This is a genomic window from Frankia sp. CoBUL1 (assembly GCF_978021245.1).
Genome location: NZ_CDXDOS010000146.1, coordinates 1 through 8,336, shown reverse-complemented (window position 1 = coordinate 8,336; position 8,336 = coordinate 1). Strand labels below are relative to the sequence as shown.

General features: G+C 71.0%; 6 protein-coding genes and 2 pseudogenes. 5 read left to right on the top strand and 3 right to left on the bottom strand.

Translation table 11 applies throughout. The features are described from left to right. The first annotated feature begins 201 nt into the window (after positions 1 to 201). From AC08OX_RS11725 to AC08OX_RS11715, 3 genes and pseudogenes are all read left to right on the top strand, one after another. Positions 202 to 1,068, top strand: a complete 867-nt coding sequence (locus AC08OX_RS11725) for a class I SAM-dependent methyltransferase (RefSeq protein WP_476607848.1) — start codon at positions 202 to 204, stop codon at positions 1,066 to 1,068. A gap of 109 nt (positions 1,069 to 1,177) precedes the next feature. Then, positions 1,178 to 1,648, top strand: a pseudogene (locus tag AC08OX_RS11720) (LLM class flavin-dependent oxidoreductase); the annotation flags it as partial. A 76-nt stretch (positions 1,649 to 1,724) separates the two neighbouring features. Next, the gene (locus AC08OX_RS11715; protein WP_476607847.1) at positions 1,725 to 2,249 is read left to right on the top strand and encodes an LLM class flavin-dependent oxidoreductase; all 525 of its coding nucleotides are present in this window, start codon (positions 1,725 to 1,727) and stop codon (positions 2,247 to 2,249) included. A 50-nt stretch (positions 2,250 to 2,299) separates the two neighbouring features. On the opposite strand, the gene AC08OX_RS11710 is transcribed toward AC08OX_RS11715, so the two are convergent. Further along, positions 2,300 to 3,280, bottom strand: coding sequence for a universal stress protein (locus tag AC08OX_RS11710; protein WP_476607846.1), 981 nt, complete (start codon positions 3,278 to 3,280; stop codon positions 2,300 to 2,302). A 185-nt stretch (positions 3,281 to 3,465) separates the two neighbouring features. Further along, the gene (locus AC08OX_RS11705) at positions 3,466 to 4,476 is read right to left on the bottom strand and encodes an alpha/beta hydrolase fold domain-containing protein (RefSeq protein ID WP_476607845.1); all 1,011 of its coding nucleotides are present in this window, start codon (positions 4,474 to 4,476) and stop codon (positions 3,466 to 3,468) included. Positions 4,477 to 4,963: 487 nt separating this feature from the next. Here AC08OX_RS11705 and AC08OX_RS11700 point away from each other — a divergent pair, with 487 nt between their 5' ends. Both AC08OX_RS11700 and AC08OX_RS11695 read left to right on the top strand, forming a co-directional pair. Next, positions 4,964 to 5,605: a TetR/AcrR family transcriptional regulator gene (locus AC08OX_RS11700; RefSeq protein ID WP_476607844.1), complete on the top strand. Its 642-nt coding sequence runs from the start codon at positions 4,964 to 4,966 to the stop codon at positions 5,603 to 5,605. 205 nt (positions 5,606 to 5,810) lie between these two features. Further along, positions 5,811 to 7,313 carry an MFS transporter gene (locus AC08OX_RS11695; protein WP_476607843.1) on the top strand — a complete coding sequence of 501 codons (1,503 nt, stop codon included), beginning with the start codon at positions 5,811 to 5,813 and terminating at the stop codon, positions 7,311 to 7,313. Between the two features lie 66 nt (positions 7,314 to 7,379). Here AC08OX_RS11695 and AC08OX_RS11690 read toward each other — a convergent pair. Beyond that, positions 7,380 to 8,336 (bottom strand): annotated as a pseudogene (locus AC08OX_RS11690) (NAD(P)/FAD-dependent oxidoreductase); the annotation flags it as partial.

Here is an 8,336-nt window from a genome sequence, read left to right as displayed (position 1 = left end):
CCGGACACTCCAATTCATAGCCACTTAACGCAACAGGCCGTCACACCACGCGACCTTCGCGCAGCCCTGGGGAACCAGGTACGATGGTGGAAACCGCACAGACATCGGTACCGCCGTGCCGGACCGGAGCTGGTCCGCAACAGGTCTAGGACTTGGCCGCGACCGCCAGGAGCCGGCCCAGAACCATGCCCAGGGGAGACGATGACCAGTACAACGGAATTCGATGCGGCTTTGGCGCCGGCGCGAGACGTGGTCGCTGCGCAGCGTTCCGAGACCGACGCGTCGGTCGGATACGTCCAGGGCATCCTCAGCCACGACATCTCCACGGAACTCAGTCGGCTGCAACTGCTGGAATCACAGGTGGACCCGGCCACGCACGCCGTTCTCGAGGCGCGGGGAATCGCAGATGGAGGGCGGTTCCTGGAAATCGGTGCCGGTGCGGGTTCGGTCGCCTACTGGCTGGCCGACCGGTTCCCCGGCGGGGAGGTGACCGCGGTCGACGTGAGCACGAGTTTCCTCGACGACACCGGCCGGTCGAACCTGCGGATCGTCCAAGCGGACGTGCGCACCCACGACTTCGAGCCGGGCTCCTTCGACCTCATCCATGCCCGCACCGTCCTCATGCACATCCCCGAGCGTGAGGAGGTACTGCGGCGGCTGGTCTCCTGGCTGGCCCCGGGCGGCTGGCTGGTCACTGAGGATCTCGCGCTGTCCCCGGTTGACTCGTCACCGCACGACGGATTCCGGCACGCCTTCGAGGCGATCGGCCAGGCGATGGCGTCGTCGATCGGGTCGGACCTGTGGTGGGGGCGAACGCTGCCGGTGCCGCTGACCCGAGCGGGCCTGGTCGACGCCGGTCTGCACGCCACGTACTACCCGGTTGGCGGCTCCAACGAGATCGGGCGCCTGTGGCGTGCGACGTTCAGCCAGTCCGCCGACTACCTTGTCGCCAGCGGCCTGCTCACCCGCGCCGATCTCGACTCGGCCCTGGCCCTGCTCGCCGATCCCGACTTCCTCGACCTCGGGCCCAGCATCATCGCGGCCTGGGGCCGGCGCCCCCCGGCCTGAGCTTACGGGCGCGGGAACTTCCGTCTCCGTCCTCCGTCCTCCGTCTCCGCCCTCCGTCTCCGTGACGACCATCTGACCGAACACCGTCGACCACCCGTGAGGTACTCCCGTGACCACTCCGCGCTTCGGTGTCACCCTTCCTCTGCCCGGCATCCCGCTGCGGGACCATCGACGCATTGTCACGGGACTCGCTGACGCCGGCTACAGCGACGTGTGGACGGCCGAAGGCGGCGGCATCGACGCGTTCACCCCGCTCGCGGTCGCCGCCGCCTGGGATCCCCGGGTGCGCCTGGCGAGCGCGATCGTGCCCGTCCACACCCGCGGCCCGGCGGTGCTCGCCCAGACCGCGGCGACCCTGGCCGATCTGACGTTCGGCGGGCTTGTCCTTGGCATCGGTTCGTCGGTGCCCGCCCACGTGACCGACCTCAACGGCATCCCGTTCGACGAGCCCTTCCGCCGGACCCGGGACACGCTTCGTTTCCTCACCCGGGCGCTGCGCGGCGAGGTGGTCTCCGGCGCCTTCGACACGTTCGCGATCCGCGGCTTCGCCATACCGAATCCTCCGACCGAGACGCCGAAGGTCATCCTGGGAGCGCTGCGACCCGGCATGCTCAAGCTCGGCTTCACCGAGGGGGGATGGTGCCGTCACCAATCTGTTGTCCCCCGAAGATCTGATCAAGGTCCGCGCCGTCGTCGGACCGCAGCCAGCGGGCAAGGAGCTGGTGGTGAAGGTCTTCGTGAGCCCGAACGCCGATCCGGACGTCGCCCGCCGCGACAGCCGGCCGTTCCTCACCTGGATCCTCAACCAGACCCCCTACCATGCCTTCCACGAATGGCTCGGCAACGGCGAACGGCTCGCCGAGTCCCACGAGCGCTGGACCGCCGGGGACCAGCGTGGTGCCGCTCGGGCGCTACCCGATGAGGTCATTGACGCCCTGTTCATCCACGGCACGCCCGAGCAGTGCCGCGACCAGATCGCCGCATATGTGCAGCCCGGGGTCACCGCGATCCAGCTCTACGTCCGCCTGACTCCGTCCTTCCTGCTCGGCTCGTGGGACACCGCCGGATCGGCCGGATCGGCTGGATCAGCCGGCGGGGGAGAGCAGGACCTGGCCGACCGGGTCCTCGGCCTGCTGAGCACGCTGCGCCCCCGCATCCCAACGCCGGCTGGCGTCGGCTGATCGATCTCGCCGGACGGACCGTGCCGGTTTCCCGACCACGGGCCGCGCCGCTACCTGACCACGGCCACCGGGCAGTGCGCGTGCAGGACGCACTGGTGGCTCACCGAGCCGAGAAGAAGTTCGGCGAAGCCGCCGTGCCCGCGGCTGCCGACCACGAGCAGCTGCGCGTCAGCCGAGGCCCGCAGCAGCGCATGGGCGGGGCCATCGGCGACGGTCTCCTTCATAACGGGGATGGGTAGCCCGCCGGCGTGCTCGGTGACGATCGTGGAGACGGCCTGGTCGAGGGTCTGCTGGGCCTGCTCCGCCAGCACCGATCCGATATCGGCGTAGCTCCCCGGGTAGATCGGGATGTCCAGGTGCCAGGCATGCACGACGTGCAGGGCGCTCTTGCGGAGCATCGCCGCCTCGACGGCCCACCGTAGTGCCGTGAGCGAGGGGGCCGAGCCGTCCACACCGACGACCACCGGCCGGTCGTCGACGCCGGCCGGGGCGACTGGCCGTACCACGACGACCGGTAGGGAGGCATAGTGCACCACACCCTGGCTCACCGAGCCGCTCACCAGCCGGCGCAGGGCCCCGTGACCGCGCTCGCCGACGACGATCATCCGCGCGCCGACCGCTGCCCGCAGCAGCTCCGGGACGGGACTGCCCTCCTCGACCCGCCGGATGATCCGCACTGTCGGATCGCTGACCCGGGCGGCGGTCAGCGCGGTGTCCAGAACCCGCGTGGCGGCGTGCGCCAGGCCCTCGCGGTCGGCGTTCGCCGCGGTCTCGAAGACCGGCCGCGGTTCGCCCGTGACGTCCCATACCAGTACCGCGATCACCGGGACCAGGCGCCGGGCGGCCTCGTCACAGGCCCACCGGATCGCGGCGACGGACGCGGGTGAACCGTCGACCCCGACGACGATCCCACCGGTGGCGGACTCCGCGTCCGCCACCTCGACGGCCTGCCCGGCGGGGTACGCGCGCCCCGCCGGCCCGGCGGGGCGCGCGTACCCCGCGCTGTCCGGCCGTGCCGTGGTGTCCGGCATCGCCATCACCCTCTCGCCGTGGTGTCCCCCGCCACTGCCATGGTTCCGCCTGAAGGTGACCCCCGCGACGTGACGCGCGGGGTGAGGCGGTGGGGCCTGCGGCCGGTCATGACCCTGCCGGATGGCCCGCGGCCTGAGGTCGCAGAGGTGGTTGGTCGATGGAGCGCCGGGTGGTGTGCCGGCCGTCAGCGGCCGATGGTGCGGTGCAGGAACGCCAGAACGACGCCCATCCGTTCCCGGGTCGGGAAGGCACCGCCGTGGCCGGCGCCCGGCACGATCGTCACGTCCACTGCCGGCGCTCCGGCGGCGCGCAGTGCGTGGGCGAGTTCCAGCGACTGCTGGTGGGGGACCGTGCAGTCCGCGTCCCCGTGCTCGATCAGGAACGGCGGCAGCGGCCCGCGGCTCAGGTAGTTCAGGGGGCTCGCCACCCGTACCAGCTGGGGCACGGCTGTCACGGTGCGGCCGAGGAACCGCGACTCCGGCGAGTGGGGCCGGTCGTGCTGGGCGTCGGCCACGGTGCACCGCTCGTTCGCGCGCAGCTGGGCGTCCATCGAGGCGAAGTTCACCGGGCCATAGAAGTCGACGACGGCCTGGACGTCGCTGGACACCCCGGGGTTGCCGAGATCCGGGTCGTCGAACATCGCCACGCCGCTCGTCGTGCCCAGCATCACCGCGAGGTAGGCCCCGGCCGACGCGCCGGTCGCGGCGATGCGGGAGGGGTCCAGGCCATAGCTGCCCGCGTGGGCCCGCAGCCAGCGGACGGAGGCCTTCACGTCCTGGACCGCGGCCGGGAACTTCGCCTCCCCGGACAGCCGGTAGTTCAGGCTGGCGACGGCGTATCCGGCGTGGACGAGTGCCCGGACCACCGGCAGGTCGTCCCGCTTGTCGCCGAGCATGAACGCGCCACCGTGGATCGTGAGCACCACCGGCAGGACCGTCCCGGGGGCCACCCGGGCCCCCTCGGCACCCGCCGTCGGGGTCGGCGGGGAGGGGCGGTAGAGATCCAGCCGCTGTGCCGGCGAGACCGGCGCGTAGGGCACGTCGCGCAGGATCCACAGGCCGTCGGACTCCTCGGGCGTGCCGGCCTGCGCGAGTGCGCTGTTCGGGCCACCCGGGCCCGACGCTGTCGGCGACGCGGGGCGAGGGGTGGAGCCGTGCCGGGAGCACGCCGCCAGGCCCAGGCCGAGTGCGAGCATGCCGCCGGTGGCGGCAGCGGCGAGGAATCGGTGCTGGGCGGAGCGGATGATGACAATCTCCCTTCCGGAGGGCCGTCCGCGGGACGGGGATCGGCCGGGCAGGGGTCCGCGGGGACGGAACTCTCGCCTCCGCCAGCCATCATGCCCTGCCGCTCTGACCGTTCCGAACGTCCGATCGCATGATGAATCCCTTGATCTTGGCGTTCACTGGCATTCCAGGCGGACGGCCCCGGGCGTTGTCCGTTCGGGACAGCCGGATCACGGCCGGAGCCGGAGCCTGCGGCCGGGGCCGGGGCCGGGGCCGACGCGGCGCGGGCGCGGGTACGGGTGACGGGTAGCGGATGTGACCAGCACCACACGGTGTGGGGAGCTGGCATTTTCAGTACAGTACGGTACTGTTTCTCTGGTCCAGGTAATGTTCATTACGCCTTCTCCTCGGCGTCGCGGCCATGCGCGTCGACTCCGGAGAAGCGTCCGAGACGGAAGGGTGAAAACCGATTTCCCCGCCGAGTGGCCCCGGGACGACGCCCGGGAACGGGCGATCCTGGACGCCGCGCTGGAACTGCTCGTCGAGGTCGGGTATGAGCGGATGAGCATGGTCGCCGTCGCGGCCCGGGCCCGAGCCAGCAAGGCGACGATCTACCGCCGATGGTCGTGCAAGGACGAGATGGTTGTGGAGGCCCTGCGGCGGCATGGTCCCGGCGACCGCGTTCCGGCCGACACCGGGTGCCTGCGGGACGACCTGGCCGCCGAGGTGCACCTCATGATCGACACGATTACCGGTCCCGACGGTGCGCTGCTCATCGGCGTGCTCCGGGCCGCGAGCGAGTCCCCGCGGCTGGCCGCGGTCGTGCAGGCCAACATTCTGCAGAACAAGGCGAAGATCGGCCGTTGCATGTTCGCTCGGGCCTCGCAGCGGGGGGAGATCTCTGTGTCGGCCGATTTCGACGTGATCATGGAGATCGTCGTGGCGATGATTTTCTGTCGCCTGCTCGTCACCGGCGAGCCGCTCGACGATGCGTTCGTCGATCATATGGTGGACGACGTGCTCATGCCGTTGCTGGCTGGCCGGCCCGGAACGAAACTCCGGCCCGAAACACCCCCGTCCGGGGTCAACTCGAACGCCTGAGCTATTCTCTGCTCGAACTCCTGTTCGATATCCCTGTCCCTGCCACCGCCGCGTCACCGACGCCGCCACGGACCGTCCGGTCCCGGGGGCGCCGTCCACCGGCACCATCCCCACCGGCACCATCCCCACCGCACCGGGTCGCCTCGCGCGAACTCGTGGCGTTCGTTCGTCCCCGTTTCAGGTCCGACCGGCTAGGAGCTTCCCTGTGACCACAACCCTCGACCACCAGGCGGAGGACCGTCCGGTGGACGCGGCGGACGGCTCGCCCGATCCACGGCGCTGGCTCGCGCTCTGGATCATCGCTGTCGCGCAGCTCATGGTCGTCCTCGACACCGCGATCATGAACATCGCGATCCCGCACGCGCAGGCCGATCTCGACATCTCCACCGCGAACCGGCAGTGGATCATCACCGCGTACACCGTGGCCTTCGGCGGTCTGCTGCTGCTCGGCGGGCGCGTCGCCGACTACTTGGGGCGCAAGCGGGCCTTCAACTGGGGACTCCTCGGTTTCGCGCTGGCCTCGGCGCTGGGCGGCCTGGCCCCGAACGCCGGGCTGCTGTTCGCCGCGCGGGCGCTGCAGGGCGCGTTCGCGGCCCTGCTCGCGCCGGCCGCGTTGTCGCTGATCACCGTCGCCTTCACCGAAAGCCACGAGCGGGCCAAGGCGTTCGGCGTGTACGGAGCGATTTCCGGCGGTGGCGCCGCGATCGGTCTCATCGTCGGCGGCCTGCTCACCGAGTACGCCTCCTGGCGGTGGTGCCTGCTGGTGAACGTGCCGATCGCGATCATCACCGCGGTCCTCGCGCTGCCGGTGGTGCGCGAGAGCCGGGCGGAGGGCGAGGCCCGCTACGACCTGCCTGGCGCGGTGACGGTGACCGCGGGCCTGGTGGCCCTGGTCTACGGCTTCACCGTGGCCGCCGAGGATGGCTGGGGCGACGCCCGCACCATCGGGCTGCTGGCCGGTGCGGCCGTGCTGCTCGTGGCCTTCGTCGTCGTCGAGTCCCGCACCAGCGCGCCGCTGCTGCCGCTGCGGGTGCCGTGGGAGCGCAACCGCGGCGGCTCGTTCCTGGCCTCGCTGCTGACCGGGGCCGGCCTGTTCGCGATGTTCCTGTTCCTGACGTACTACTTCCAGCAGACGCTCGGCTACAGCGCCCTGAAGACCGGCTTCGCGTTCCTGCCGTTCAGCGGCGGGATCATCGTCTCCGCGGGGCTCGCCAGCCAGTTCCTGCCGCGCGTCGGACCCCGGGTGCTGGCCGGCACCGGCACGACGCTCGCGGCGGTCGGGATGGCGCTGCTCCTCGGGGTCGGGACGGATTCGAGCTACGTCGTGCACATCCTGCCCTCCGAGCTGCTGATCAGCATCGGCATGGGCTTCTCGTTCGTGCCCCTGTCGAACCTCGCGCTGATCGGGGTCGCCCCACACGACGCGGGGGTGGCCAGCGCGCTGGTCAACACGACCCAGCAGATCGGCGGGGCGCTGGGAACCGCGTTGCTCAACACCGTTTACGCGACGGCCGTCACCAACTACCTGGCCGATCACGGGCGGGGTGGGAAGGCGCTTCTCGACCAGGCGCAGATCGATGGCTACACCACGGCGTTCCTGTGGGGCGCCATCCTCATCGCGCTCGCAGCGGTGGTGATCGTCGTGCTCATCCGGGCCGGGCGGGAGTCGACTACCGACGTCGAGGTCGTCCCCGCGCACGCCGGCTGAGACCCGGGCCGGGCCGGCGTGAGCGACCGGCCCGGCCCGCGCCCGGCTGGCCGGCAGCCGCTTCGGTCAGTCCGCGAGGGTGACCTCGGCGGCTTCAGTCCCCGGCGTGGTCTGCCTCGCCGCGGTCTTGACGGTGACCATTCCGGCCTTTATCAGCCGCTGCAGCAGCACCCGCTGACCGGGGGCGAGCCGCGAGCCGAGCTCGCCGTAGACGACCGGACCGCGGCTGAGTATCTCCCACAGCTGCGGTGCGCCGTCGTGACTGTCCAGCCCGCGTACCGAAAACCCCGCCGCGCCTGAGCCGGAATCGACGAGTGCGTCGGAATCGAACTCGAAACGGTGGCACGGTACTGGGGAGGCGGTCGGAGAAGGCACGCCGAGGCCGCCGTTCGCCTCGGCCGCCACCGGATCGGTCCAGTACTCGGCGACGGCGGCCCGTACCGCGGCGGGCGTGTCCAGTTCGAGGTCGGCCGGTGGGAGCACCGCTTTGAAGCCGGGGACATCCAGCGCCACGCCGGCCCGCATCCGGACTCCGGGAGCGGCGACCAGCACGGCGTCCGGTTCCGGTTCCGTCAGCATCACGTGCGCGCGAGCCTGCTGGTACGGACCGTCGATCGCCAGGTCGGACATTCGGCCGGTGCCGCGCGTCATGATCAGGAGCAGGTCGGGGGTGAACGCCGTGTTGAGCAGCGCGTCGAAGGACCGATCGGGCATGTCCAGATGCGGACTCGAATTGCGCCGGTGCCAGTATGCGCTGCCCGGGTTGTCCGCGCCGATCATGTGATAGCACTGATCAATCGAGAGCGCGAACACCTCGGCCATTCCGTGCCACTCGTGGTCGTAGTCCTGCCACAGATCTCTCACCAGACCCGGGGAGAGTTCGGCGCGCAGCGTGGTGCGCAGCAGCAGCGCCGCCGAGGCCGCCTGGTTGGCCGCGAACGCGACCCCGGACGAGAAGAGGGGGTCCACGAAGTAGGAGGCATCGCCGATCAGGATCCAGCGCCGGTCGAGGTCGGCGAAGCG